The 23,300-nt window shown below is 38.1% G+C and carries 25 protein-coding genes; 14 read left to right on the top strand and 11 right to left on the bottom strand.

Annotation, left to right across the window (positions count from 1 at the left end; all coding sequences use genetic code 11):
- Nucleotides 1-326 precede the first annotated feature (326 nt).
- Complete coding sequence (locus tag AAV96_RS07180; protein ID WP_046738822.1) at nt 327-1,292, bottom strand: ribonuclease Z; 966 nt, start codon at nt 1,290-1,292, stop codon at nt 327-329.
- A gap of 336 nt (nt 1,293-1,628) precedes the next feature.
- Here AAV96_RS07180 and AAV96_RS07185 point away from each other — a divergent pair, with 336 nt between their 5' ends.
- Complete coding sequence (locus tag AAV96_RS07185) at nt 1,629-3,032, top strand: hypothetical protein (RefSeq protein WP_046738823.1); 1,404 nt, start codon at nt 1,629-1,631, stop codon at nt 3,030-3,032.
- A 2-nt stretch (nt 3,033-3,034) separates the two neighbouring features.
- Nucleotides 3,035-4,630, top strand: coding sequence for an RNA repair transcriptional activator RtcR (gene rtcR, locus AAV96_RS07190; RefSeq protein ID WP_046738824.1), 1,596 nt, complete (start codon nt 3,035-3,037; stop codon nt 4,628-4,630).
- Here rtcR and AAV96_RS07195 read toward each other — a convergent pair whose 3' ends face one another.
- Nucleotides 4,631-5,701, bottom strand: a complete 1,071-nt coding sequence (locus AAV96_RS07195; protein ID WP_046738825.1) for a DUF2157 domain-containing protein — start codon at nt 5,699-5,701, stop codon at nt 4,631-4,633.
- 93 nt (nt 5,702-5,794) lie between these two features.
- Nucleotides 5,795-6,424 carry an alpha/beta hydrolase gene (locus AAV96_RS07200; protein WP_046738826.1) on the bottom strand — a complete coding sequence of 210 codons (630 nt, stop codon included), beginning with the start codon at nt 6,422-6,424 and terminating at the stop codon, nt 5,795-5,797.
- Between the two features lie 125 nt (nt 6,425-6,549).
- On the opposite strand from AAV96_RS07200, the gene yaaA reads away from it, so the two are divergent.
- The 4 genes from yaaA to AAV96_RS07220 are packed head-to-tail and all read left to right on the top strand — an operon-like array spanning nt 6,550 to nt 8,641.
- Nucleotides 6,550-7,332: a peroxide stress protein YaaA gene (yaaA, locus tag AAV96_RS07205; protein ID WP_046738827.1), complete on the top strand. Its 783-nt coding sequence runs from the start codon at nt 6,550-6,552 to the stop codon at nt 7,330-7,332.
- 21 nt (nt 7,333-7,353) lie between these two features.
- On the top strand, nt 7,354-7,617 hold the full coding sequence (locus AAV96_RS07210; RefSeq protein ID WP_046738828.1) for a hypothetical protein: 264 nt from the start codon (nt 7,354-7,356) through the stop codon (nt 7,615-7,617).
- A 9-nt stretch (nt 7,618-7,626) separates the two neighbouring features.
- The gene (locus AAV96_RS07215) at nt 7,627-8,250 is read left to right on the top strand and encodes a metal-dependent hydrolase (protein ID WP_046738829.1); all 624 of its coding nucleotides are present in this window, start codon (nt 7,627-7,629) and stop codon (nt 8,248-8,250) included.
- Complete coding sequence (locus AAV96_RS07220; protein WP_046738830.1) at nt 8,240-8,641, top strand: hypothetical protein; 402 nt, start codon at nt 8,240-8,242, stop codon at nt 8,639-8,641. Before AAV96_RS07215 ends, AAV96_RS07220 begins: the two co-directional genes overlap by 11 nt.
- A gap of 7 nt (nt 8,642-8,648) precedes the next feature.
- Here AAV96_RS07220 and AAV96_RS07225 read toward each other — a convergent pair whose 3' ends face one another.
- From AAV96_RS07225 to AAV96_RS07250, 6 genes are all read right to left on the bottom strand, one after another.
- Nucleotides 8,649-8,981: a hypothetical protein gene (locus AAV96_RS07225; RefSeq protein ID WP_046738831.1), complete on the bottom strand. Its 333-nt coding sequence runs from the start codon at nt 8,979-8,981 to the stop codon at nt 8,649-8,651.
- A 127-nt stretch (nt 8,982-9,108) separates the two neighbouring features.
- Entirely contained in the window at nt 9,109-9,894 is a 786-nt protein-coding gene (locus tag AAV96_RS07230) for a thiazole synthase (RefSeq protein WP_004639328.1), read from the bottom strand.
- 23 nt (nt 9,895-9,917) lie between these two features.
- Nucleotides 9,918-10,115, bottom strand: a complete 198-nt coding sequence (gene thiS, locus AAV96_RS07235) for a sulfur carrier protein ThiS (protein WP_005216503.1) — start codon at nt 10,113-10,115, stop codon at nt 9,918-9,920.
- Between the two features lie 9 nt (nt 10,116-10,124).
- Entirely contained in the window at nt 10,125-10,490 is a 366-nt protein-coding gene (locus AAV96_RS07240; RefSeq protein ID WP_046738832.1) for a DUF423 domain-containing protein, read from the bottom strand.
- 107 nt (nt 10,491-10,597) lie between these two features.
- Nucleotides 10,598-11,467, bottom strand: a complete 870-nt coding sequence (rpoH, locus tag AAV96_RS07245) for an RNA polymerase sigma factor RpoH (protein ID WP_004662417.1) — start codon at nt 11,465-11,467, stop codon at nt 10,598-10,600.
- Between the two features lie 131 nt (nt 11,468-11,598).
- Entirely contained in the window at nt 11,599-11,838 is a 240-nt protein-coding gene (locus AAV96_RS07250) for a sulfurtransferase TusA family protein (protein WP_046738833.1), read from the bottom strand.
- Between the two features lie 562 nt (nt 11,839-12,400).
- Between AAV96_RS07250 and AAV96_RS07255 the strand changes: the two genes are divergently transcribed.
- The 3 genes from AAV96_RS07255 (at nt 12,401) to fba (ending at nt 15,103) form a co-directional block, all read left to right on the top strand.
- Nucleotides 12,401-12,613, top strand: a complete 213-nt coding sequence (locus AAV96_RS07255) for a cold-shock protein (protein WP_004653893.1) — start codon at nt 12,401-12,403, stop codon at nt 12,611-12,613.
- A 101-nt stretch (nt 12,614-12,714) separates the two neighbouring features.
- A complete protein-coding gene (gene rhlB, locus AAV96_RS07260) occupies nt 12,715-13,866 on the top strand; it encodes an ATP-dependent RNA helicase RhlB (protein WP_046738834.1) in 1,152 nt (383 codons plus the stop codon).
- A gap of 199 nt (nt 13,867-14,065) precedes the next feature.
- On the top strand, nt 14,066-15,103 hold the full coding sequence (gene fba, locus AAV96_RS07265) for a class II fructose-bisphosphate aldolase (protein WP_004662410.1): 1,038 nt from the start codon (nt 14,066-14,068) through the stop codon (nt 15,101-15,103).
- A gap of 97 nt (nt 15,104-15,200) precedes the next feature.
- Here fba and AAV96_RS07270 read toward each other — a convergent pair whose 3' ends face one another.
- A complete protein-coding gene (locus AAV96_RS07270) occupies nt 15,201-16,511 on the bottom strand; it encodes a peptidylprolyl isomerase (RefSeq protein ID WP_046738835.1) in 1,311 nt (436 codons plus the stop codon).
- Nucleotides 16,511-18,976 carry an LPS-assembly protein LptD gene (locus tag AAV96_RS07275; protein WP_046738836.1) on the bottom strand — a complete coding sequence of 822 codons (2,466 nt, stop codon included), beginning with the start codon at nt 18,974-18,976 and terminating at the stop codon, nt 16,511-16,513. The genes AAV96_RS07270 and AAV96_RS07275 overlap by 1 nt, the downstream gene beginning before the upstream one ends.
- Before the next feature lie 118 nt (nt 18,977-19,094).
- Here AAV96_RS07275 and AAV96_RS07280 point away from each other — a divergent pair, with 118 nt between their 5' ends.
- From AAV96_RS07280 to AAV96_RS07300, 5 genes are all read left to right on the top strand, one after another.
- The gene (locus tag AAV96_RS07280) at nt 19,095-20,108 is read left to right on the top strand and encodes an aminoglycoside phosphotransferase family protein (RefSeq protein ID WP_046738837.1); all 1,014 of its coding nucleotides are present in this window, start codon (nt 19,095-19,097) and stop codon (nt 20,106-20,108) included.
- Nucleotides 20,108-20,797: an N-acetylmuramate alpha-1-phosphate uridylyltransferase MurU gene (murU, locus tag AAV96_RS07285; protein ID WP_046738838.1), complete on the top strand. Its 690-nt coding sequence runs from the start codon at nt 20,108-20,110 to the stop codon at nt 20,795-20,797. Before AAV96_RS07280 ends, murU begins: the two co-directional genes overlap by 1 nt.
- 176 nt (nt 20,798-20,973) lie before the next feature.
- Nucleotides 20,974-21,609, top strand: coding sequence for a 16S rRNA (guanine(527)-N(7))-methyltransferase RsmG (rsmG, locus tag AAV96_RS07290; protein WP_046738839.1), 636 nt, complete (start codon nt 20,974-20,976; stop codon nt 21,607-21,609).
- 18 nt (nt 21,610-21,627) lie between these two features.
- On the top strand, nt 21,628-22,410 hold the full coding sequence (locus AAV96_RS07295; protein WP_004662399.1) for a ParA family protein: 783 nt from the start codon (nt 21,628-21,630) through the stop codon (nt 22,408-22,410).
- Nucleotides 22,407-23,294: a ParB/RepB/Spo0J family partition protein gene (locus tag AAV96_RS07300; protein ID WP_004662397.1), complete on the top strand. Its 888-nt coding sequence runs from the start codon at nt 22,407-22,409 to the stop codon at nt 23,292-23,294. The genes AAV96_RS07295 and AAV96_RS07300 overlap by 4 nt, the downstream gene beginning before the upstream one ends.
- Nucleotides 23,295-23,300: the final 6 nt, after the last annotated feature.

The following is a 23,300-nucleotide window of genomic DNA, read 5'->3' on the forward strand; positions in this document are numbered from 1 at the left end:
GCCCGCCCGCCAGCTTCCTTGCTGATTAATTTGTTTTTGGTTGGCTGAGGGGCAAAAATTGTCTGGTTTGCCACGACGCATCCTCCATAAATTTGAAGTTGTTGTTTCTTGGATGTGTTATTGCAGAGAGTGTGCCAATCTTCTTTCTTGTATTTTAATAAATTTTAAGTTATTGATAATTATAATAAATAAAATAATAAATATTTTTGCGAGATACAATGAATAGAATTTTTACATGTAAAATATATCTAAATGGATATGAAAGTATTAAAAAAGATATGTGATCTATATGTGGTTTTTATTGAAAGATCACATAGGAGAAAAAATTATGATGATGCAACGATTTTTGAAAGTTGACCTGTTTCATTTAAGCTAAATTGATCAAAATCATGGGCTAAATAGAAATTGCCTTGATAAAATTCACGAACTTCCTCAGTAATCGCTTGTTGTCCAAGACTATCCTGATGTCTTGGACTAAAGTGCGTCACGATTAGATTGCTTAGGCCTTGTTGCTGAGCGAATTCTGCAACCATTTTTGCTGAACTATGCATTGGGCCTGAACCGACTTTATCTAAAGCGGCTTGCGTGTAGGTGCTTTCGTGAATCAAAAGTTGAGCATCTTCGCAAGCCTGTGCCAATAATTCAGGACGGTCATTATCGCCGCCGACGATGGCATGTGCGCGTTGTATCTGTAACTGGGTAAAATCGGCTGCTTTTAAAGTTTGTCCATTAAATTGAATGTCCAGACCTTGTTGTAAATCGCCCCAAGCTTTGCCTTTTGGTACGCCGAGTTGAATTAAAGCCTGCGTATCTAATTTTTTTTGAGTGTATTGCACAATCATACTAAATGCGAAACTGGGTACACGATGACTGAGTGGGTGAGCTTGAATTGAAAGATTATCCGTCAGTTGCTGTATCTGGGTCGCGTCATTGACATCAATAAAGTGGAGTGGGTAAGGTAAATGTAAATCGGTCAGTTGTGCAGTTATTTCAATCCATTGCTGAATTTCTTTGGGTGCAATAATGGTTAAAGGGGCAGTTCGTGCATTCATGCCTGCACTTGCCAATAAACCGATGAGCCCATAACAATGATCGCCATGGACATGAGTAATACAGATCGCAACTAAGTTCTGTAATGAAAGCTTAGCCTGTTGAATACGATGCTGTGTACCTTCACCTGCATCAACCAATATCCAGTCTTTATTCTTGCTGTTACGAACCACCAAAGCAGAAACGTTGCGTGTGAGTGTAGGCACACCAGAAGATGTACCTAAAAAAGTAAAATGAAGCATATTGTTGGAATTTTTCACTGAAATACGTATTGTATATTATAGGCCTTTATAAAATATTATAAAAATTATGGCATTTGAAATGAGTATAATTAACGGTTGTTACTATCTACACTCTATATTTTGATTTACATGAAATCGTGAACATAATATTTTGTATTACCCATCCACAAATGTAGGATTACTGCGTAAAAACTCTCTTTAACTTACTGAGCCCTAAGATAAATATAAGATTTAATAGATATGAATAAGATAACTCAATTTTTTGCAATTTTTGCTCTCGTCCTCTACTTAAGTTCGATATTTCTGCCATTTACAGACGACTTTTTAGGGGGGACTATGTTTTTGGCAGCAATGCTCACACAATTTACAATTGTTTATATACCTGTAACTTTTCCTGTTTGGGCAAATGTTACCTTTATTTATGCACTGTTGGTATTAAAAAAAGATAAATCAAAAGCTTTAGGTCTTTCAGTTGGTACGATGGTACTTATGATTTTTGGGGTGTTTTTTGGATTTTATGGTGAAGGGGTAGGTTGGGGGGCAGTAACATGGTTTTTATCTGGAATGATGCTATTGGCAGGTACATTAATTCAGAATTATGGCTATAAAAACTTAATAACGTTTTCTGCTCTAAGTTTATTTGTGTTGATTATATATTCAGCATATGCCTTGGGTGAAGAACAGAAGAAGTATGCAACATCAAATTTATGGCATGATATTTCAAATGGTGTTTTATTATCAAATAATGTAAGTCAGAATAACAGAAGTAAAAAAGAAGTTCCTCCATTAAATAAAGTGGAATCTAATAATTATAATCGAGTGAATTTTGGTGATAAGAGGGTAGTTAAAAAATACAATTTTACTATTTCTGAAAATGATCTCATTGAGATAGATGATTATGATGTGAATTATCATTTGAAAAAGGATAATGGGAATTTAAAATATTGGCAGGATTCATGTAAATTAATAGGTGAAAAAGTATTGCCTTTTCAAAAGCCATTATTTTATTTAAAAGATGGATACTATTGGAGGCAATATTCTTATCATTATTCAATAGATAGTCAATTCTCAGTAGGTGTTAAGAGTGATAAAAAACCTAATTATATTTACTCGATCAAAAATGAAGATCGAAAATATTCTCATATTTCTTTGAAAAGTATGAAAGATAATTCTGTTTTATATGAGCAAAAGTTGTTGTCAAATGAAACAGTTTTGAAATGTCAATATGAACCAGCAGCTTATGCAAATGAAATAAATTCTATTTTTTTATCAATGTCAAAAAGTTTGGACGATGATGATCATCTACATCTAAAATTTGAAGATGAGCAATGGAAAACAGATATCTTGAGTCAAAGTTGTGATTTTCAGACTTTAACCCAAGACAATGTATATCAATGGGAGGATAAAAGAATAGACTTTCAAGAACTTGATTTAGTTCATTTGAAAACATTATGTTCTGATCATTATTTGGCATTTATTCATTTAACTAAAGATGATTATTATTATAAAGAGTTAGGTTTATCTAGTAGAGTGCAGTTAAAAATATTCAGGAAAAATGATTTTACTCCTCTAGGTTGTAGTCATTTTTTATTTGATATTGGTCGTGATTTATTGAAAGGTTATTACGAAGGAAAAGTTCATATTAAAAATGTACATGTACATCCCATACCTTATAATTGTGCTATAGCAAAGATTGAGTTGGATAATGGAATGGTTTTTAATCAAGATGAGAGATATTGAAAATGAATAAAAAAACCATCGTTATCGGCTTTGTGGGTTCCACCTTAGATCAAGGAAAACGTCCTGAACGTTGGCAGCGTTGGCGTCCAACGCTGAGTCTACTCATGCATGAAGATTTCATCGTGGATGAGCTAGTTTTATTGCATGATCGACAACACCGTAACTTGGTCGATTTTATTCGAGAAGATGCAGCCGAAGTTTCTCCTCAAACCACAGTTTCAGGATATAAAATTAGTATCCGTGACCCTTGGGATTTTGCTGAAGTCTATGGTGCGCTCTATGACTTTGTAAAAACGTACCCATTTGATACTGAAAAAAATAACTATCTTTTGCATATCACGACAGGTACACATGTTGGTCAAATCTGCTGGTATCTTCTGGTTGATTCCAATTATTTACCTGCCAAGCTGATTCAAAGTGCGCCAAATCAACAAAAAACACCAGAAGGTGAATATCGCATCATTGATCTGGATTTGTCTCGCTATGATGTTCTCAAGCAGCGTTTTGAAGATGAACAACAACAAAACTGGCAACAGCTGAAAGCCAATATTTCAACGTATAACCATGAATTCAATCAACTCATTACCGAGGTTGAGTTGGTGGCAACACGCTCGAGTGCTCCGATTTTGATTATGGGAGCAACAGGGGTTGGAAAATCACACTTAGCTAAACAAATCTTTCAATTAAAGAAAGATAAGTTTCATTTGAATGGCCCCTTTATTGATATCAACTGTGCGACCTTACGTGGTGACAGTGCCATGTCGAGTTTGTTTGGTCATATCAAAGGAGCATTTACAGGTGCAGCGGCTTCGCGGACAGGTCTATTAAAAAGTGCCGATCAGGGTATTTTGTTTTTGGATGAAATTGGGGAGCTTGGGCTTGATGAGCAAGCGATGCTGCTCAAGGCGCTTGAGGATAAATCCTTTTTTCCTGTCGGAAGTGACAAAGAGGTTCAGGCAGATTTCCAACTGATTGCAGGGACAAATCGAGATCTAAGAACTGAAGTGCAGGCAGGTCGTTTCCGAGAGGATTTATGGGCGCGATTGAATACATGGACTTTCTTTTTACCCAATCTTAAAGATCGAATTGAAGATATTGCTCCGAATATTGAATTTGAGTTGCAACGCTTCGCGGCAAATCAGCAACGCCAATTACGCTTTCAACGTGATGCACTCGATGTGTATTTGAAATTTGCCAAGTCTAAAGAAGCATCATGGCAAGGCAATTTTCGTGATTTAACTGCTAGTGTGACGCGGTTAGCGACATTATCCAGTGGTGAGCTGATCCGTTCAGAAACAGTCGAAAAAGAGATTCAGCGTTTAAAGCAGTTGTGGTCGATTCAAACCACACAAAGTGAATTTAAGGAAAAGGATGTTTTACTCAAGTATTTAGATCAAGCGCAGTTGAGCGAGATCGATGAGTTTGATCAGATTCAACTGCGTGGGGTGCTGCAAGTCTGTGAAAATGCCAAGTCGATGGCGGATGCTGGGCGTCAATTGTTTGCAGCTTCACGCCAACAGCGTAATACCACCAATGACAGTGACCGAGTCAAAAAGTATTTGGCTCGGTTTGGCTTAAGTTGGGGGGATTTTCAGTAATCATTCAACTGGATGATCTTTCTTTATTTGGGGTTGGTTAGGTAGAAATTCTAAGTTCCAGAGCTTTTCGGCATGCCGGCCAATCCACCAGAATGACACAGCTAACAAGATAAAGAAAATGGCTTTGTGCATGCCATTCCAAAAGAACTCAAAATACTTGGTGTAGAGGTTAATAAATAAGAAGGTGATACCAAAACCACGTGAGGTGGCATCATCGTGTTTTAAACCATAGACAATCGCGATGATGGCAATAAACGCGAATAGAACACCCCAATGCAACAGCTCATATTGTTTAACGCTATACCAACTACTTAAGTCTCCATAATTGCCAAAGATTGAGAGAATCCATAAGGCAATAAATAGATACAGAAGGCCCATGACATAAGTTGAATGTGCAAAGTCTTTAAAATGCGTATAGCGTTTAAACAGCAAACTTAATCCAATCAGTGCGCCGCCAAACAAGACAAAGCGTAAAGGAAAGTTCATGCCAAGATAATAAGCACCCCAGCCAGACATATAGCCTGTTTCCGTCCCAAACCATGAGCCGAGCGAAAGCAGCGAGAACACCCAGATCAGTTTAGAGGGGAACCAGAAGGCAAGTGCTGCATAAATGATGGTGGAAAGTAGGAACAATAAAGAGAAATGTCCACTACCAGTATCAATCGCTTGTCCGAAATAAGCCACAGAGGCTGCTGTGGAAAGAACACCAGCAAAAATAATGGCTTCATTGCTAAATTGATGCAGCGGTTTAGTTTTGCGTCGTCTGTAAGCAAAGCCATAAAAGGCTGCTGCAACCACAGCAAAAATCAAACAAGGAATAATTTTTGAATCAATAAAGATTTTTTCAATCAATTCCATCAAGAATTTATCGGCGGTAATTGCAGCAATGGCAATTACGGCACAAATCATTGAAATCCAGAATGAGTATTTTGCTAAACGTTCCCACTCAAAAGGTCGAATCGAAAAACTTTGATTTAAATCATTGGCAACATCGGGCGTAATCGTGCCTTGTTGTTGCCATTGCTCAATGGTTTGCTTTAAAAAAAGTCCCTGTTTTTTATTTAATTTCATTATGAAAGAACCCGAATGTCTGTACATCTATACTGATATAACAGACATTGGATTCAAAACACGTATATTTTTCTTAGTAATTTGTTGTTAAGTCTACAGTTTTAAAAAGCGAGCAATGACTTGTCTGAGCTGTTTTAAATAACCTGTAAAGAAATGATTGGCGCCTGGCAAAATCGTGATCGGATGCTTTTGTGGTTTTGCCCACGCAATCATATCTGAGAGTAAGGTAATATCATCTTGCTCACCATGAACAAAGAGAATGTCGCCGTCAATTGCAGGGGTTTTATAATGACGTAAATCAACCACCGAGCCTGTAGGTAAGCCACATAACACCAACTGTTTAGGACGTAATTCATCGCTGAGTTGTGCTTGGCATTTTGCCAGTACATGTGAACCAAAGCTAAAACCACCTGCATAGAAGGTTAAACCTGCATGCTTCTCACGGGCATATTCAATCACAGCCATAATGTCATCAGTCTCGCCGTGCCCTTGGTCATGTGCGCCTTCACTACCAGCTAAGCCACGGAAGCTAGGGCGGTAAACCACGCACCCCATCTCATTAAAAATCTGAGCCAGTAAAACAGGGACTTTATGATGCGGTGTGCCACCTTGTAAAGGATGTGGATGGCAGACGACAGCAAAACCTGTTATTTCACCTTGGGGTTGATCAACAAACATTTCGATTTGACCAACAGGACCTTGGATGAATAATTGCTCAGACATAAGATACGCAATGGATAATGGAAGAATCCACTATTTTACCGATAAAACTGAACGAGAACACGAATTGGCATTAAAAATTATCAACTGTTATAGTTTCACCAAGATAAATTTATTTTTGATTGATTATGCTTGCTTTAATTTCTCCTGCTAAAACACTTGATTACACCACAGCATTACCTACAGATACGCATACTCAGCCACGTTTATTGGCGCAATCTCAACAGTTGATTGATGTGTGTCGTAAACTTTCGGCAACTGAAATCGCATCCTTGATGACAGTAAGCGAGAAAATCGCCAATTTAAATGTAGAGCGTTTTCGTGACTGGAATGCTGATTTTGATTTTTCCAATGCACGTCAAGCCTTGTTTGCATTTAAAGGCGATGTGTATACCGGTTTAGATGCTTATCACTTAAAAGACCAAGATGTTGATTTTGCCCAACAGCATTTACGCATGTTGTCTGGTTTATACGGTTTATTACGTCCGTTGGATTTGATGATGCCATACCGTTTGGAAATGGGTACTAAACTAAAGAATACGCGTGGTCATAATCTATATGAATTCTGGGGTAGTATTATCACCGATCAAATTAACCAAGATTTAGCTGAAATTGATGCGAAAGTATTAGTAAATTTGGCTTCTGACGAATATTATAAATCTGTGAATGAAAAGAACATTCAGGCAGAAATTATTAAACCTGTATTCTTGGATCAGAAGAACGGAAAATATAAAGTCATTAGTTTCTATGCGAAAAAAGCGCGTGGATTGATGGCGAGATACTTGATTGAAAATAAATTAAGCCAAGTAGAACAATTAAAAGCATTTGATAGTGAAGGGTATTACTTTGATGCTGAAAGTTCATCGAATAAAGAATTGGTCTTTAAGCGAGATGAACAGCACGCAGCTTAGTTTTGCCCTAGGCAGGGTGGGATGTTAACCAAAGAATATTTATTAAAACACGCAATATCGTCTGATCAAGTTCAAGTTAAAGGACATTTGACTGAACCTCGGAGTTATGGGGTATATGCACTGCCTTTAGATCGAGATGGTACTCGACGTTTTCGTTTTGGCAATCATCCCGTACGTCAGCAGGAACTGAAACATGAGTTTGGTTCCTGCACTTTGTATCAGCTTTTTCTTGAGCGCAAAGATGCTGAATCATTGGCAAAGTGGCTGAATAAAGAAATCCAATGAGGCTTAGCAATGCCGCAATATTTAACTTCATTAGAAAAATCGTGGTTTGAGCTGCATCAGTATTATCATTTTTCTGAACCGCAGAAAGTTTTTAATAAGTTGATTGCTGCCTACAGTGAAAGGCAGCGAGCTTATCATACGCTGCAGCATTTGTATGAATGTTTGGTTTTGTTTGAATCGATTCGAGTTAATTTAAATGATGCACATGCAGTTGCATTGGCGCTCTGGTTTCATGATGCGGTTTATGATCCGCAATCAAAAGATAATGAGTTAAAAAGTGCTGAATTATTTGAGCAGTATTTGATTCAAGATCTATCAATTGATATCGTTCAAAAGATAAAGCGATGGATTCTTGCCACACAAAAGCATGAAGCAACGAATGAACTAGACTTACAGTTTTTACTGGATATTGATTTGGCGATTCTAGCTGCTTCACCAAAGCGATTCGAGGAATACGAGCAACAGATTCAAAAAGAGTATGCGTGGGTTGATCTTGATGTTTATTTGATTAAAAGAAAACAAGTTCTAGCGCATTTTTATCAGACAGAAACGCTGTATCAAACGGAATATTTTCAACAGAATTTCGAGCAAAGGGCGAAAGGGAATTTGAGGGGAATATTAGATGGAAAATAGTTTAAACATTCCTAAGTTCCCTAACACTAATGCTAGGGTAGCATTAGCAAAGCGGTTGAACTTACCTTATCACGATAATATGCAAGATTGGGAATATGAAGTTGCTGACGCAGTTCACATAGATGATTTTTTGAATGCTTACGATCTAAACGATATTACAGAAGATGAGCGATTTCTGTTGATTGAAATGCTTTTTCAGTCTTTTGAAGAAGTGAATGATTTAGAGAAAGACTTTCGTTGGCATCGGACACTATCTCTTGTTGAAAATAATCTTGATTTGCACACCCAAACAGTTCTTTATTGGGCAAATGGCGTAGAGCCATTTGAGGATAATTGGAGAATAACGCCTTTTATTAGAAAGCTGAGAGATCAATATCATTTGAAAGAATAAAACTCCATTACGGATAAGATTTTATCCCTTTATGATGATACTTTTTCCCTTGATAGAATAAATAAGATGAGTAATTATCATCTATCATTAGTTTTATTGAATAGTCACATAATTTATAAAACAGTGTATGCTCAAGATCAGTTTCAATAGGCCATATTACACCTTTACCAAGAATATCCATAATATCATTCTTATAAATATCTAGATCCTCTTTGTTTTCCCACCACATTATAATTTCGGTAAGCGTTTCAAAAGGAGTTTCCCAAAAGAACTCTTCAGCGCCATATTCGAGCTGAACGGGAATGATTTCATATGTTGGTTCTAAAATAAAATCTGTCATAAACCATCTCTTTTCTTAATTTTATTGTAGCTGTATTCGTCTATAATTTTATGATAACGCTTATTTAAAAATAATTTGTATGAGTGTAATGGGCAAACTATGTTCGCCCAAAACATGCTGAGTTTATTTACTTAAAGAAATAACCAGTTTCTGGTGAGCTGGCATTCGCCATACGCTTACGTGGCATACGACCTGCTAAAAATGCTTCACGACCTGCTTCAACCGCTTTCTTCATTGCAGAAGCCATTAAAATTGGATTTTGCGCAGCCGCAATCGCTGTATTCATTAATACGCCGTCGCAACCCAATTCCATTGCAATGGCAGCATCACTGGCTGTACCGACACCTGCATCTACTAAAACAGGGACTTTGGCATTTTCTTTGATGATTGAAATAGTATGTGGGTTCAAAATACCGAGACCAGAACCAATTAGGCTACCTAAAGGCATGATGGCAACACAACCCATACTTTCAAGTTCTTGAGCAACAATAGGGTCATCTGAGGTGTAGACCATGATTTCAAAGCCATCATCAATCAAGGTTTGCGCTGCTTTAAGCGTTGCAGTGACATTTGGGTATAAAGTTTTTTCATCACCAAGGACTTCTAACTTCACCAAATTGTGACCATCAAGCAGTTCACGGGCTAGCATACAAGTCCGAATCGCGCTATCTGCATCAAAGCAACCTGCGGTATTTGGCAGAATTGTGTATTTCTCAGGTGGAATCACAGAAAGCAGATTTGGTTGATCGGCATGTTGACCAATATTTACACGACGAATTGCAACAGTGACAATTTCTGCACCACTTGCTTGAATGGCTAAATCGGTTTCATTTAAATCTTTGTATTTACCAGTTCCAACCAATAAACGTGATTGAAACGTCCGTGAACCAATAATTAAAGGGGAATCTTGCATGGGTTTACTCCATTTTTAGCCGATTAGCCGCCACCAACAGCTTGAATAATTTCAATACGATCTTCAGGAGCAATTGTCGTTTGCTCAAGTCTACTTTTCGGAATAATCTGTTGGTTCTTCTCTACAGCGAAGCGTTTGCCTTCAAGTTCTAAGCTTTGAATCAATTGCTGTAGGTTTTCGCAAGGCGTGTCTGTTGACTCGCCATTTAAATAGATGTGCATGATCAATCCTTATTTCGCATGCTTGATTGCATGCCATGCGAGTAACAGCCAGCCCGCTATCATAAACGCACCGCCAATCGGTGTAATCGCACCTAAAATGCGAGGTAGGCCGAGTGCCATAATGTATAACGAACCGCAGAAAAAGATGATACCAATTTGGATCAAAATAAAAGGAATTTTTATTGGGAATGTTGCTGTGGTTTTATGCAGGACGCCTAAGATAAGCAATCCAATCGCATGATAGAAAAAGTATTGAGTTGCTGTACCCCACCAAGCGAGTTGTTCTAGGGTTGCAAAAGATTTGAGTCCATGAGCACCAAAAGCACCCAACATAACTGCAAGCGCAAGATTAAGCGCCGAGATAGCTATCCACATAATGATAATGGAACTGGAAATTTGATGAACAAAGTTAACATATTCGGGTGCTTAAACAAAGCCAGATAAAACAAAAGGGCATTAAAGCCCTTGTGTTTAATTCGATTTTAGCTTGCTGACATGGCAGTTTTGATTTTTTCCATTGCATTCTTTTCAAGCTGTCGAATACGTTCTGCTGAAACGTTATATTCTGCGGCCAATTCATGCAAAGTCGATTTATCATCATCTAACCAGCGGCGTTGCAAGATATTACGAGATCGATCATCAAGCTGTTCCATTGCCTCGTGTAAGGCAGAACTACTTTGCTCTTCATAATCTTCTTCTTCAATCAGCCGAGCTGGGTCGTAGCGATTATCTTCAAGATAAAGTGCAGGAGCTGTATGTGGGGTATCGTCATCATCATCACCTTGAGCTTCAAAAGCAGCATCATAAGCGGTTAGGCGACCTTCCATTTCGAGCACTTGCTCTGGTGTGACATTCAAATCATTGGCAATTGATTTCGCTTCTTCCAATGTGAGTCGTTTGCTTGATTTTTTAAGACTACGTAAGTTAAAGAATAATTTACGTTGTGCTTTGGTCGTTGCGATTTTGACAATACGCCAGTTACGAATCACATATTCATGTATTTCGGCTTTAATCCAGTGCACTGCAAAAGAAACTAAGCGAACACCCATATTTGGATCGAAGCGTTTGACCGCTTTCATTAATCCAAGGTTACCTTCTTGAATAAGATCGCCTTGTGGCAATCCGTAACCTGCATAGCTACGTGCAATATGTACGACAAAACGTAGGTGTGACATTACCAATAGTTTGGCAGCATCAAGATCTTGGTCATAATAATAACGCTCAGCAAGTTCTTTTTCTTGCTCGGCCGTTAGAATTGGAATTTGATTGACAGTACTGATATATGCACCAAGATTTACACCTGGCGCAGACAATGACAGGGGCATCAATTGATTGCTGCTGTCAGTAGTCATGGAGTCTCCTTATAGGATGGTATTTAAGTCAACAATTTCATCTTAATGCGAATGTTCTTCATCACTAAGGAAATTTGAGTATAAAAATGTAAAGTTATCTAGTTTATCGTTAGCTAGAGTTTATCAAAGAATTACATAGATTCAATTAAATAGTGAAACTCATTCTCTGAAATTTTTTGTGTCTGGCATTGAAGTTGCTGGATTTGGCAATATCGTGTTACATCAATTTCACTATGTGGATCAGATGATTTTAATAAATACTGTTTAAATCCTTCAGCTTTTTTTAGAGCACGTTTCAACATCAATAGAGGCATTGGACAAGGCTGCCCAAGTGCATCAATCACTTCAGGAGAGGTGGATATTTGGGTCATAAAGTTTTAACAAATGGAGTTCGATATGATTTTAACAAATTTATATGTTGATTACAGAGGATTTACTATGAATTATTCGGGAAGTTATATTAATTTGTTTTTCTTTTTTGAGCTTTTAATCTTAAAAATGGTTATGAATGCTTTTAAACCTAATAACTAGCTCAATAGCTTTGAATGCAAATTAATCGCCTTGATTTTCTTTTCTGATTAATTTTATCTAAAATTGTTTCTCGTTTTATGGCAATAAAGCAGTGCATTTTTACACTAAAAAAAGCACTTAAAAACTGCTAAATTATTGAAAAAAACAGATAGAAACATTGGAAATAACTCAAAATAAATCTATTAATTATCATGAACCCATGTTAAGCTCGATGCGTTTTAGGATGTATGCTATACGATAAGATCGTTAAAAAAACCTATAACAAATGGATGTAACCGGAAATTGTTGATAGTTTTACAGAATGATTACAAGCTTTGAAATTATAAAAATTTTAAAACCTTGTTGGCTCTGCTGTTTGCAACACCGGAAGGTCCTTATCTTTCAATATCTGAGGATTGACTTATGACAGCTCGTGAACAAGGCGTAGTAAAGTGGTTTAATGACACTAAAGGCTTTGGTTTTATTCAACGTAATGGTGGTGATGACGTATTTGTTCATTTCCGCGCAATTATGGGTGACGGTCACCGTTCTTTACGTGACGGCCAACGCGTTGAATTCAGCGTAGTTCAAGGACAAAAAGGTTTCCAAGCTGAAAACGTTCAGCCTTTAGACTAATTTGTTGCTTTAACGCAATATAAAAACGCCCCAATGTTATTTGGGGCGTTTTTGTTTATAATGGCCACTTTCTTTTGATCATTGATGGTTCGAGAGCATATATGACATCTGGTTTTGAAACCTTAAATTTACATCCGCAGTTGAAGAAAGCAATTGATGCTTTGGGTTTTACACAAATGACCCCAATTCAACAAAAGGTTTTGAAATATACATTAGCAGGGCATGATGCCATTGGTCGAGCGCAAACTGGTACAGGTAAAACAGCAGCCTTTTTGATTAGTGTGATCAATGATCTATTAAATAATCCGCTACAAGAACAACGTTTTCGTGGTGAACCACGTGCGCTGATTCTGGCTCCTACACGTGAGTTAGCACTACAGATTGAGAGTGATGCACAAGCTTTAACAAAATTTTCAAACTTACATCTTGTCACTCTACTTGGTGGTGTGGATTTTGATAAGCAAAAGAAAATGTTAGATAGTAATTTTGTTGATATTATCGTTGCAACGCCTGGTCGTTTAATTGATTTTGTCGAGCAAAAAGAAGTTTGGTTGGATAAGATCGAATTCCTTGTGATTGATGAAGCCGATCGTTTATTAGATATGGGTTTTATTCCATCGGTAAAACGGATTGTGCGTTATTCACCCTTCAAAGAACAACGTCAAACTTTAATGTTTTCTGCAACTTTTAGCTATGATGTACTTAATCTTGCTCGTCAGTGGCTATTTGAACCTGTAACGGTTGAGATTGAGCCTGAGCAAAAGACCAATAATGATGTGGAGCAGCGTATTTATGTGGTTGCGAAACAAGATAAGTATAAATTATTGCAAGAAATTTTGCGTGATGAACCAATTGATAAAGTTATGATTTTCGCAAATCGTCGAGATCAGGTTCGTCGTTTATATGATCATTTAAAGCGTGATGGTTATAAAGTCGGTATGTTGTCTGGTGAAATCGCTCAGGATAAACGCTTGAAGATGCTCGACCAGTTCAAACAAGGTAAGCATAATATTATGATCGCAACAGACGTTGCTGGTCGTGGTATTCACGTTGACGGCGTATCGCATGTGGTGAATTTTACTTTACCAGAGCAGTCTGATGATTATGTACATCGCATTGGTCGTACAGGTCGTGCTGGTGCTCAAGGTGTTAGTATTAGTTTCTTATCGGAAGATGATGCTTTCTATTTACCAGAAATTGAAAAAGCAATTGGTAAAAAGTTACCTTTAACGCGTTTAGATGGATATTGTTAAGCCTAAACAAGATTTTCTGAGATTCAGATAAAATAAAAAAAGACTAAATTTTTTCTTAATTTAGTCTTTTTTTATTTTGAAAGGCTTTCATTTGCTAAATTACACAAAAGATTCATGATTTTTTCGGAAATCCAGTGATTAGTTGCTGAATTGAAGTAAATCAACATGTAGAATATGCCGCATTACCTGGGAGGATATTATGGCACTCATCTCAATGCGCCAGCTCTTGGATCACGCTGCAGAACATAACTACGGCGTACCAGCGTTTAACGTAAACAATTTAGAACAAATGCGTGCAATTATGCTCGCTGCTGATGCAACGAATTCACCTGTTATTGTGCAAGCTTCGGCAGGTGCACGTAAATATGCAGGTGCACCTTTCTTACGTCATTTGATTTTGGCAGCTATTGAAGAATGGCCACATATTCCTGTGGTAATGCACCAAGATCACGGGACGAGCCCTGATGTTTGTCAACGTTCAATTCAATTGGGCTTTAGCTCAGTGATGATGGATGGTTCATTGGGTGCTGATGGTAAGACTCCGACATCATATGACTATAATGTTGATGTTACTCGTCGTGTTGTCGCAATGGCGCATGCGTGTGGTGTTTCAGTTGAAGGTGAGATTGGTTGCTTAGGTAGCCTTGAAACTGGTATGGCTGGTGAAGAAGATGGTGTTGGTGCTGAAGGTGTGCTGGATCATTCTCAATTACTCACTTCTGTTGAAGAAGCAACTCAATTTGTCGCTGATACGAATGTAGATGCTTTGGCAATTGCTGTTGGTACTTCACATGGTGCGTATAAGTTTACTCGTCCACCTACAGGCGATATCTTGGCAATTGATCGTATTAAAGAAATTCATGCTGCGTTACCAAATACGCATCTTGTAATGCATGGTTCAAGCTCTGTACCACAAGAGTGGTTGGCTGTGATTAACCAGTATGGTGGTGATATTAAGGAAACTTACGGTGTTCCTGTTGAGCAGCTCGTGGAAGCAATCAAACATGGCGTACGTAAGATTAATATTGATACCGATTTACGTTTGGCATCTACAGGTGCGATGCGTCGTATGATGGCTGAAAAACCAAGCGAATTTGACCCGCGTAAATTCTTTGGTGAAACAGTTGAAGCGATGAAGCAAATCTGTGTAGATCGTTATAATTCATTCGGCACATCAGGTAATGCAGATAAGATCCGCCCAATTTCTTTAGAGAAAATGGTTGATCGTTACAAATAATTGATTTGTAATCTAAAATAGCGGCAATTGCCGCTATTTTTATTTTGAATATATTTAAAATAAAACTGCCGGCGATCGCCGGCAGTTTTAACTTGGATTATTTCGGTGCTTTCGTGTCTAGATTTGCATCCTTAATTTCAACATAAGCATTAGCCCGAAGTTCACGCATCCAACCATCTACTTCAGTATCAAACAAACGCTCACCTAAAATTTGACGAGCCATACGTTCTTGCACTTCTTTGGTCATATCTTGTTGGCGAGTATCAGTCACTTGTAAAATGTGCCAACCAAATTGACTCTGGAAAGGCTTACTGATTTGCCCAACTGGTGTTTCTTTCATGACTTGTTCAAACTCAGGCACCATAACACCAGGACTTACCCATCCTAAACTGCCACCATCACGTGCTGAACCAGTATCATTTGAATAGGTTGCAGCGAGGGTTGCAAAATCTTCGCCTGCCTTTGCACGGTTATAAAGACTATCAATCATTTGTTTCGCACGATCTAAGCTGACAACTTCAGATGGTTGAATCAAAATATGTCGAGTTTTATATTGTGAAACAAGTGCTTTTTGATCATTTTGTTTGCGTTCTAAAAGTTTTAAAACATGAACGCCATCGCGGACATTGATCAGTTCTGTGGTCTGACCAGTTTGTAATGGTGTTATACGTGCTGCAAGTTCAGTAGGAATATCTGATAGTGCTCTGAATCCCATATCAGCACCATCAACCTTGATTGCACTGGTTGCAAGCTTGGCACTAATCGCTTTAGGATCATCACTAGTCGCAAGTGCTTGTTTGACTTCTTGTGCAACTTTTTTAACTTCTTCGCTATTTTCACCAGAAATACGCATGTGAATCACATGGACTTGTGTGCCAAGTGCAGCTTGTCCTTCTGGTGAATTTAAAAAGTTTTCAACATCATGATCACTGATTTTAATACGAGACATGACTTGTTGTTGGCGTAAACGACCAATTGCTAAATCTTCAGCAATCCTATTACGTAAATTTTCATAAGTATCTGGTGCAATCGCATCCAATTTTTGTTGGAATGCTTCTAGTGTATTAGCACCTGATTGATTTGCAATTTTTAAGACAGCAGCATTTAAACTTTTTTCATCAGCTTTGATGCCAAAACGTTTGACCTGTTCTAATTGGGCCTGACGGATAATGAGCTGATCAAGCACTTGCATTTGTAAATATTGTTGGGGCGGCACAGTTTTATTTTGTGCTTTTAACTGATGTTCTGTTTCTGCAATCCCTTGTTCTAAATCACTTTTAAGAATGACACTACTATCAACTATTGCAACAACCTCATCCGTAGGTTGCGCAAAGCTTTGGATTGATGAAGAAATGAGTGTAGCGAGAACAGTCGCTTTAAAGATATGTTGGAAAGATTTTATCTTCATTAACGTTGTGTCCAAGATTGATTAATTTTGTTGAAACCTAAAACTCTATTTTCAAGAAGAGAGGCGAGCTTATTGTTGAGTGCACCTAAACCCTTAAGTGTTACCTCAGCCATAACAGCACGTTTTCTATGAACATCTGGTGAGTTTGGATCATCTAAATCATTGTAGTAAGATCTGCCATAAACTGAAATTGCCCAGCAGCAAGATTCATAATTCACACCAAGTAAGTATTCTCGCATTAAACTATTATCTAAGTCATATTGAGCGTGACCCATAATACGCCAATTATCTTTTATTGGTTGTATAAACGATGCAACAGCTTGGTCGTATGAACTTTGACGATCTGGAATATTGTTACGATAGAAATAACCTACATTGTATAAGTTGCCTTTTTCTCCAGCATAGTAGGCTTGGAAATCACGTTGAGCATTGTCGCCATTTGACATCCATGCAGAATTTGCAGCTATGGTAAAGTTTTGATTCAATTGACTTGAAACACTTACAATTGGACCAGTACGGCGCTGTGTATCGAACTCATCTGGTTGTTGATTTAATGTTACACGTCGATCACTAAAATAATAGCTTTGCCCAATACTTGCTTTAACACGTTCTAAACCCTCTGTATCTAATAGACTATAAGTTACACCTAATGACAAGAAGTTATTGTCATCTAAGCGGTCGTGTCCATAGAATCGATACGGGTTGAAAAGTTGATCGTAATTAATTGATGCTGTGGTGGAATCAAAGTTAGGATGATCATCTTGTTTTTTATAAGGAGAATAGGCATAAAACGCACGAGGTGAAATACTCTGCAAATATTTACCTTCTTTTTCAAAAGTAACGCCTGTAGCAAAACTAAATTGTGGTACGGTAACAGATTTTTCTAAATCATCCGATATAGAAAGACCGCGACCTTCTTTAGAATCTTGATCATAAAAAGTATTAATGCTTCTGACAGATATTTCTGGAATAGCATAAAACCAAGATGGGGTCAGGTAGTTATAGCGAACGGCAAATTGGTTATAAATACGTGTACCACTTGACTCTAACGCAGAGCCATCAGTGATTGATTTCTTAAAATAAGCAGTGTCATTATTAAACTCATATTGAAAGCCTTGAGGATTCCCGCCTACATAATTTAATAAAAACTGTGGAAGTCGTGCATAAGGCTTGTCTGCATCTTTGATACTTTGATCTAGCGTTTGAAAGTCTTCAACCTTTAATTGAGCCTTAAGTCCAGGAATACCATTGCGATAATTAAGTTCCCATGCGCGACGTAAGTTAAGATCTGTTCGCGTGTTTGGGTTGTTATTGAAGTCTGCGAAGTAATCTTTATCGGAAGCGTAGTTGTACTCTAAGTTGGTTGACCATTGGTTATTGATTTTCCAATCATGAAGAAAATGCAAATCACTTCGATCTTTATCTTCGTAATGGTTGTCGTTTGGTAAATATCCACCCCAAATGCGTCCAGAACCAAAATTTTCAGTCATATAACGGAATTCGGCATCTAATTTTGCGCCGCGTTTGCTCATATAACTTGGTGTGAGTGTAAGATCATAATTTGGTGCAAGATTAAGGTATACAGGTGCCGTCAGTTGAACGCCCCCTTCGTTACTATAACCAAAATTTGGACTTAATAAACCAGTGGTACGACGGTCATCAATTGGAAAGTTGAAATATGGCACGGCTAAAACAGGCACGTCTTTTACATACAGTTTTGTTCCGCGAGTTACGCCACGACCAGTTGCTTGGTCAAGTTCAATTTGTTTAGCTTGGATTTTCCAAGCCGGTTTTTGTTCAGGAGGGCAAGCGGTATAACTTGCATCTTTCAATACAACTAAATTTTCATTCTGTCGTTTAATCTGGCTTGCATGTCCGTGGGCATGTTGCTGTTCAGAAATATAAAAACTATTGTTCAAATCACCTGTTTGGGTTTTTAAATTATAATTTATTGCGTCACTTTGAGTAAGTAGGCCTGATTGAGCAAGCTGTACTCGACCTTGAGCGGAGGCGTGCGTCTGGGTTGAATCAATTGTAACTTGATCTGCACGAATTGTGCGACCTTCTTGATCAATCACGACATTGCCTTGTAGAACAGAATCGCCAGTTGGGTTGTAATGTCCATAATCAGCGGTAATCACGGATGTCGTTGTGTTGGAATTGCTTGCCTTTGTTTCGGGATTAATTGGTGTGACCCATGTTCCCTGACAAAAAGAAGAGCTTAAATAACGATTGTCTCGTAATTGTGCTTCTGGTGCAGATTTGTCGACATAATATTGCTGAAAAAATTTTTCACCAGGATAACTGTCTTGATCTTGGTTTTTTTGGATAGTGGCTTTCAGCTGTTTATTGTCAAGCGTAGAGACAGCATCAGCTGGAGCTGCGAAACCTGATTGGATCGAGCCGCCACACAAGAGTGTCAAAATAGCTGTTGCTAAAGGATTAAATTTAAACTGATGTTTCATTGTCTCATTAACCAGTACGCTAATTCACAATTAATTATTGTCGCATCATAGAGAAAAAGTTGATAAGTGGCTACACTTAAGCTTTCAAAATCTCAGCTAGTTTTAGATTTTATTGCAAATGAATACACAACGTGAACAATTGATACAAACTTGGCTCCAAGCCACTCTCCAATCTGATCAATTCGAGATCAATTATTTGGCTGGAGATGCAAGCTTTCGCCGTTATGCGCGAATTAAGTTACAAAACAAAACATATATGCTGATGGATGCACCGCCTGAAAAAGAAGATTGTGTACCATTTGTAAGTATTGATGAGTTTTTTGACAAAAATGGTGTGCGTGTTCCGCATATCGTTGCTAAAGACCTGACTTTGGGGTTGTTACTATTGGAAGATTTTGGTGATGTTGTACTTTCAACGTTACTAACAGATGAAACTGTTGACCAATACTATGCACAAAGCTTTGAACAGCTGATTGAATTACAACAAATCGACGGTCTTGAACAACTACCCGCATACTCTTATGAAAAATTAATGACAGAGATGCGTTTGCTGACAGAGTGGATGTTGCCTTCATTAGATATTCAGCCTACAGAGCAGCAGTTAGAAACAATTGAACAAGCTTTTGACTTTTTAGCTGTTGAGGCGACGCATCAGCCACAAGTGATTGTGCATCGTGATTTTCATAGTCGTAACTTGATGAAAATAGAAAATGAGCAAGCATTAGGAGTGATCGACTTCCAAGATGCCGTCATTGGTGCAGATACCTATGATCTGATCTCGATTACACGTGATGCTTATGTACAGTGGAATGCTGAGCGTGTCTACGAATGGTTTGAGGTGTTCTATAACTTATTACCAGCTGTAGCGAAAGAAAACCGTAGTTTCGAGCAATTCAAGCGAGATGCAGATTTGATGGCGATTCAACGCCATCTCAAAATTTTAGGTATCTTTGTTCGTCTGTTTGAGCGTGATGGTAAATCAGGTTACTTAAAAGATTTACCACGAGTAATGTGGTATTTGCTTGAAGAAAGCCAAGGTTACGATGAATTGAATGACTTTATGCAGTTTATTCGTGATGTGGTCATGCCTAAATTTATTGCGAAATATGGCGATTATGAGGTTGCAGCATAATGAAAGCGATGATTCTTGCTGCAGGGCTAGGGAATCGCATGCGTCCTCTAACCTTACATACACCAAAACCTTTACTTGAAGTGGGTGGTAAACCACTAATTGTTTGGCATATTGAAAAGTTGCAAAAGATTGGTGTTACAGAGATTGTCATTAATACCGCTTGGTTGGGTGAAAAACTGGCAACTACTTTAGGGGATGGCTCTAAATTCGGTGTGACGATTTTGTGGTCTCATGAAGGAGAAGGGCTTGAAACCGCAGGTGGTATTATCAATGCTTTACCATTACTGGGTGTTGAACCTTTTATTTTGGTGAATGGTGATGTTTGGACCACGATGGATTTTTCGTCATTGTTAAATGTCCATTTGGGAGATAAGCAAGCACACTTAGTATTGGTTGAAAATCCACCGCAGCACCAGAAAGGTGATTTTATCTTGTCTAATGATTTGGCTTATACTTTTGAGCAGGAACAAATAGGTGAAGCCTTAACTTATAGTGGTCTTGCAGTATTAGCCCCGCAGATGTTTAATGGTTTGGAAAATGGTAAAAGACCTCTAGCGCCATTGTTAAAGCAAGCGATGCAACAACAACAAGTGTCAGCTGAAAAATTACAAGGGATTTGGGTGGATGTTGGCACACCTGAACGTTTGGAGCAGCTAGATCAACAAATTAAGCAAGATAAGTTTTCGTAATATCTTATTGTCTTATTTACCTTAAATTTGTCTAAGGAAAGACAAAAAACTGAATAGATTGTGCAGTTTATCATGTTTGAAAATGTTTAACTGCATAATCGTTCAACAAGTCCTACTGTGCCTTGCATCAGAAATCGGTATACTGCACGGCAAGTTTATCGAGATGTCGCACTGTTATGCATCCTTTTTTTCAAGAATTAAAGCAAGGTAGTCAAGCGTTAGGTTTAAACCTAAGTGAGGAAGCGCTAACACTCTTATTGAAATATCAAGATGCTCTCGTGCTATGGAATAAAGCATATAACCTGACAGCGATTCGTGACCCGAAAGAAATGCTCGTTAAACATTTATTAGATAGCTTAAGTATTTTAAATGATTTGCCACAAGGACGTTTATTAGATGTTGGCACGGGTGGTGGAATGCCGGGCATGATCATTGCATTGTGTCAGCCAGAGCGTTCGTGTGTATTGCTAGATTCAAATGGAAAAAAAATTCGTTTTCTTAAGCAATTTATTGCCGATTTAAAATTGGATAATGTAATTGCAGTTCAAACACGTGTAGAAAATGAAGACAGTATTGATGAACTAGGTCAATTCGATGTGATTACTAGTCGTGCATTTGCGTCATTAACTGATTTTGTTGATGCAGCACAACCTTATATGCATAAGCAAAGTATTATTGCTGCAATGAAAGGTTTGATTCCTGCTGATGAAATGGAACAAATGAAAGATCAGTATTCATGCAAAGTAATAGAGCTGCGCGTACCACGATTAGATGAACAACGTCATTTACTTTTACTTCAACGAATTCAATAAAAAATATTAAGGGTAATCATGGCTCAAATTATTGCGATTGCAAACCAAAAAGGTGGCGTGGGAAAAACCACAACAGCCGTTAATCTTGCCGCTTCTTTGGCGATTTTGAAGAAACGTGTCTTATTGGTTGATATGGATTCTCAAGGTAATGCCACCATGGGATCTGGTGTTCAGAAGAATGATCTTCTGTATTCAATTACGGATGTTTTACTTGGAGAGGTGCCAATTGAAACAGCAATTCAGAAAGCTGAGGTTGGTTATAAAGTTTTAGGTGCAAATCGTGAACTTGCTGGCGTTGAGCTAGCAATTGCCGAGCAAGAAGGGCGAGAGTTTATTCTCAAAAATGCGTTACAAGAAGTAGATTCAGCATTTGATTATATTATTGTAGATTGTGCACCAAGCCTAAGTTTGATTACTGTGAATGCTTTGGCTGCGGTCAATGGTGTAATTATTCCGATGCAGTGTGAATATTATGCTTTGGAAGGTTTGGCAGATTTGACACAAACAATTGATCGTATACAAAAAGCCCTGAATCCAAACTTGGAAATTGTAGGGGTGTTACGTACGATGTATGATGCTCGTAATGCTTTAACCCGTGATGTGTCTGCTGAGTTAGAGCAATATTTTGGTAAAAAGTTATACGAAACGGTGATCCCTCGGAATATTCGCTTGGCTGAAGCGCCAGCACATGGCTTACCAGTGATTTATTTCGAAAAAAGCTCAAAAGGTGCAGTTGCATATTTGAATTTAGCTGCAGAAATATTGAAGAAAAGTAAAGTGAAAAAAGGAAGTGCTGTATGAGCATCAAAAAACGCGGATTGGCTAAAGGTCGTGGTTTAGATGCACTATTGGGTTCAATTCAAAAAGAGAAATTGCAACTTGAAGCACAGGCTTTGGATCATGGTCAACTCAAGCAAATTGATGTCAATTTACTGAAACGTGGCGAATATCAGCCACGCCGTTTTATTCAGGAACAAGATTTACAAGAACTTGCTTCATCGATTGAGAAGCATGGCGTAATGCAACCGATTGTGATTCGTCCAGTGGATGATGAACAACACCCCTACGAAATTATTGCGGGTGAGCGTCGTTGGCGTGCTGCCCAATTAGCAGGTTTGACTGAAATTCCGGCAATTGTACGTGACTTAAATGACCAAGTCGCAATTGCATTGGCGTTAATTGAAAACATTCAGCGACAAGATCTCAATCCAATTGATCAAGCTGTAGCTTTACAGCGTTTCCATGATGAATTTGGTTTAAGTCATCAAGAAATCGCGGATACAGTAGGTAAGGCTCGTACTACGGTGAGTAACTTATTGCGGTTATTAAGTTTGGCTGATCCAATTAAAGACTTAATGCAACAAGGTCAACTTGATATGGGACATGCTCGCGCCATTCTGACCCTAAAAGCAAAAGAGCAAATGGATGTTGCTAAAATCGTAATTGAAAAAGCATTGTCAGTGCGTCAGACTGAACAGTTAGTACGTGAGTGGAGTGAACCAAAGCCTGAAAAGGAAAAGGTGCAGGTTTCTCCTGATATTGAACAATTGACTCAGAAACTATCGGAACGTTTTGGAGCAAATGTGAAAATTGACCATAACCAAAAAGGTAAAGGAAAAATGGTCATTCATTATCACTCATTGGATGAGTTGGATGGGATTTTAAATATTTGTTTACCTAACTAATATTTA

The organism is Acinetobacter sp. AG1 (assembly GCF_001005525.1).
GTDB classification, from domain to species: domain Bacteria; phylum Pseudomonadota; class Gammaproteobacteria; order Pseudomonadales; family Moraxellaceae; genus Acinetobacter; species Acinetobacter modestus.

What these genes read in the sequence shown, in the direction of transcription:
- AAV96_RS07180 (WP_046738822.1), bottom strand. Translation starts at nt 1,292, where the DNA reads ATGCTTCATTTTACTTTTTTAGGTACATCTTCTGGTGTGCCTACACTC.
- AAV96_RS07185 (WP_046738823.1), top strand. Translation starts at nt 1,629, where the DNA reads ATGTTTTTGGCAGCAATGCTCACACAATTTACAATTGTTTATATACCT.
- rtcR (WP_046738824.1), top strand. Translation starts at nt 3,035, where the DNA reads ATGAATAAAAAAACCATCGTTATCGGCTTTGTGGGTTCCACCTTAGAT.
- AAV96_RS07195 (WP_046738825.1), bottom strand. Translation starts at nt 5,701, where the DNA reads ATGAAATTAAATAAAAAACAGGGACTTTTTTTAAAGCAAACCATTGAG.
- AAV96_RS07200 (WP_046738826.1), bottom strand. Translation starts at nt 6,424, where the DNA reads ATGTCTGAGCAATTATTCATCCAAGGTCCTGTTGGTCAAATCGAAATG.
- yaaA (WP_046738827.1), top strand. Translation starts at nt 6,550, where the DNA reads ATGCTTGCTTTAATTTCTCCTGCTAAAACACTTGATTACACCACAGCA.
- AAV96_RS07210 (WP_046738828.1), top strand. Translation starts at nt 7,354, where the DNA reads ATGTTAACCAAAGAATATTTATTAAAACACGCAATATCGTCTGATCAA.
- AAV96_RS07215 (WP_046738829.1), top strand. Translation starts at nt 7,627, where the DNA reads ATGCCGCAATATTTAACTTCATTAGAAAAATCGTGGTTTGAGCTGCAT.
- AAV96_RS07220 (WP_046738830.1), top strand. Translation starts at nt 8,240, where the DNA reads ATGGAAAATAGTTTAAACATTCCTAAGTTCCCTAACACTAATGCTAGG.
- AAV96_RS07225 (WP_046738831.1), bottom strand. Translation starts at nt 8,981, where the DNA reads ATGACAGATTTTATTTTAGAACCAACATATGAAATCATTCCCGTTCAG.
- AAV96_RS07230 (WP_004639328.1), bottom strand. Translation starts at nt 9,894, where the DNA reads ATGCAAGATTCCCCTTTAATTATTGGTTCACGGACGTTTCAATCACGT.
- thiS (WP_005216503.1), bottom strand. Translation starts at nt 10,115, where the DNA reads ATGCACATCTATTTAAATGGCGAGTCAACAGACACGCCTTGCGAAAAC.
- AAV96_RS07240 (WP_046738832.1), bottom strand. Translation starts at nt 10,490, where the DNA reads ATGTGGATAGCTATCTCGGCGCTTAATCTTGCGCTTGCAGTTATGTTG.
- rpoH (WP_004662417.1), bottom strand. Translation starts at nt 11,467, where the DNA reads ATGACTACTGACAGCAGCAATCAATTGATGCCCCTGTCATTGTCTGCG.
- AAV96_RS07250 (WP_046738833.1), bottom strand. Translation starts at nt 11,838, where the DNA reads ATGACCCAAATATCCACCTCTCCTGAAGTGATTGATGCACTTGGGCAG.
- AAV96_RS07255 (WP_004653893.1), top strand. Translation starts at nt 12,401, where the DNA reads ATGACAGCTCGTGAACAAGGCGTAGTAAAGTGGTTTAATGACACTAAA.
- rhlB (WP_046738834.1), top strand. Translation starts at nt 12,715, where the DNA reads ATGACATCTGGTTTTGAAACCTTAAATTTACATCCGCAGTTGAAGAAA.
- fba (WP_004662410.1), top strand. Translation starts at nt 14,066, where the DNA reads ATGGCACTCATCTCAATGCGCCAGCTCTTGGATCACGCTGCAGAACAT.
- AAV96_RS07270 (WP_046738835.1), bottom strand. Translation starts at nt 16,511, where the DNA reads ATGAAGATAAAATCTTTCCAACATATCTTTAAAGCGACTGTTCTCGCT.
- AAV96_RS07275 (WP_046738836.1), bottom strand. Translation starts at nt 18,976, where the DNA reads ATGAAACATCAGTTTAAATTTAATCCTTTAGCAACAGCTATTTTGACA.
- AAV96_RS07280 (WP_046738837.1), top strand. Translation starts at nt 19,095, where the DNA reads ATGAATACACAACGTGAACAATTGATACAAACTTGGCTCCAAGCCACT.
- murU (WP_046738838.1), top strand. Translation starts at nt 20,108, where the DNA reads ATGAAAGCGATGATTCTTGCTGCAGGGCTAGGGAATCGCATGCGTCCT.
- rsmG (WP_046738839.1), top strand. Translation starts at nt 20,974, where the DNA reads ATGCATCCTTTTTTTCAAGAATTAAAGCAAGGTAGTCAAGCGTTAGGT.
- AAV96_RS07295 (WP_004662399.1), top strand. Translation starts at nt 21,628, where the DNA reads ATGGCTCAAATTATTGCGATTGCAAACCAAAAAGGTGGCGTGGGAAAA.
- AAV96_RS07300 (WP_004662397.1), top strand. Translation starts at nt 22,407, where the DNA reads ATGAGCATCAAAAAACGCGGATTGGCTAAAGGTCGTGGTTTAGATGCA.